General features: G+C 68.4%; 2 protein-coding genes. One reads left to right on the top strand and one right to left on the bottom strand.

Features of this window, described 5'->3' with window-relative positions:
* The first annotated feature begins 145 nt into the window (after positions 1-145).
* The gene (locus tag A9G05_RS26175) at positions 146-1,273 is read left to right on the top strand and encodes a GNAT family N-acetyltransferase (protein ID WP_069563705.1); all 1,128 of its coding nucleotides are present in this window, start codon (positions 146-148) and stop codon (positions 1,271-1,273) included.
* Between the two features lie 3 nt (positions 1,274-1,276).
* Here A9G05_RS26175 and A9G05_RS26950 read toward each other — a convergent pair whose 3' ends face one another.
* The gene (locus A9G05_RS26950; RefSeq protein ID WP_083265636.1) at positions 1,277-1,393 is read right to left on the bottom strand and encodes a DUF2790 domain-containing protein; all 117 of its coding nucleotides are present in this window, start codon (positions 1,391-1,393) and stop codon (positions 1,277-1,279) included.
* Positions 1,394-1,428 lie beyond the last annotated feature (35 nt).

The following is a 1,428-nucleotide window of genomic DNA, read 5'->3' as shown; positions in this document are numbered from 1 at the left end:
TTTTTTATGGCGCGGATTTTTGCGTGCGCGACATCTTGTGGAAGCGGTTTCAGCCGCGATGCGTTTCCCGCCCTGCACCCAGGCCAGCGGCAATTCCTCCACGGCGGGCTTTTCTTCGCCTGCGCCCCGCGCCAGACTGCTCGCCATGCCCATCCAGACCCTCACCCGACTCTCCGACCTGGCGCCCGAGCGCTGGGACGCCCTGCTGCCCGATGACCAGCCCTTCCTGCGCCATGCCTTCCTCTCGACCCTGGAGGACAGCGGCAGCGTGGGCGGGCAATCCGGCTGGTACCCGGCGCACCGGCTGCTGCTCGACGACCAGGCACACCTGCGCGCGGCGATGCCGGCCTATGTGAAGGTGCATTCCTACGGTGAGTACGTGTTCGATTGGTCCTGGGCCGATGCCTGCCAGCGTGCCGGGATCGGCTACTACCCCAAGCTGCTGGGGGCCGTGCCGTTCTCCCCGGTCGGCGGCGCGCGCCTGCTGGCGGTGGACGCCAGCGCGGCGTCGGCATTGCTGGATGGGGTGACCGAAGCCCTCGACGCGGAGGACCTGTCGAGCCTGCATGTGAACTTCACCGATGCCTTTGCCGACGCGGTGCTGCGCGGGCGCGAGCACTGGCTGGAGCGCCTGGGCTGCCAGTACCACTGGCACAACCGGGGCTACCGGGACTTCCAGGACTTTCTCGACGCCTTCGCCTCGCGCAAGCGCAAGCAGGTGCGCAAGGAGCGCGAGCAGGTGGTGGGGCAGGGGATCGAGTTCCAGTGGCGCGAGGGGCACGAACTGCTGGAGGCGTACTGGGACTTCGTCTACGCCTGCTACGCCAACACCTATGCGGTGCGCGGGCAGACGCCCTACCTGACGCGCGCCTTCTTCAGCCTGCTGGCCGAGCGCATGCCCCAGGCCATTCGCGTGGTGTTCGCGGTGCAGGGCGGCCGGCCGGTGGCCATGGCGTTCTCGCTGGTGGATGGCAGCACCCTGTACGGGCGTTACTGGGGCTGCCTGGCGGAGTTCGACCGCCTGCATTTCGAGACCTGTTTCTACCAGGGCATCGAGTGGGCGATTCGCGCCGGGCTGTCGCGTTTCGACGCCGGCGCCCAGGGCGAACACAAGCTCATTCGGGGCTTCGAGCCGGTCGTGACCCGCTCCTGGCACCTGCTGCGCCACCCCGGCCTGCGCGCGGCAGTGGCGGACTTCCTGGCCCAGGAACGCCCCGCGATCCTCCGTTATGCCGAGGACGCGCGGGGCATGCTGCCCTATCGCCAGGGTTGAGGCTCAGCCGTTGCTGAGGGTGCTGCCGCCCCATTCCAGGTAGCGCATCTTGTGCACCGTGCCCTGGCTGTCCTCGTACACCATCACCACCGGCACCCCGGAGGGTGGATCGCGTTTCATCGATCCACCGTTGCGGTGTGGCCGATGTGCCGGGC

The organism is Pseudomonas sp. ENNP23 (genome assembly GCF_001728945.1).
In the GTDB taxonomy this organism is placed as follows: Bacteria; Pseudomonadota; Gammaproteobacteria; order Pseudomonadales; family Pseudomonadaceae; genus Metapseudomonas; species Metapseudomonas otitidis.
This window is presented reverse-complemented; position numbering and strand designations above follow the sequence as displayed.

Coding starts and splice junctions, on each gene's coding strand:
- A9G05_RS26175 (WP_069563705.1), top strand. CDS start 146: ATGCCCATCCAGACCCTCACCCGACTCTCCGACCTGGCGCCCGAGCGC.
- A9G05_RS26950 (WP_083265636.1), bottom strand. CDS start 1,393: ATGAAACGCGATCCACCCTCCGGGGTGCCGGTGGTGATGGTGTACGAG.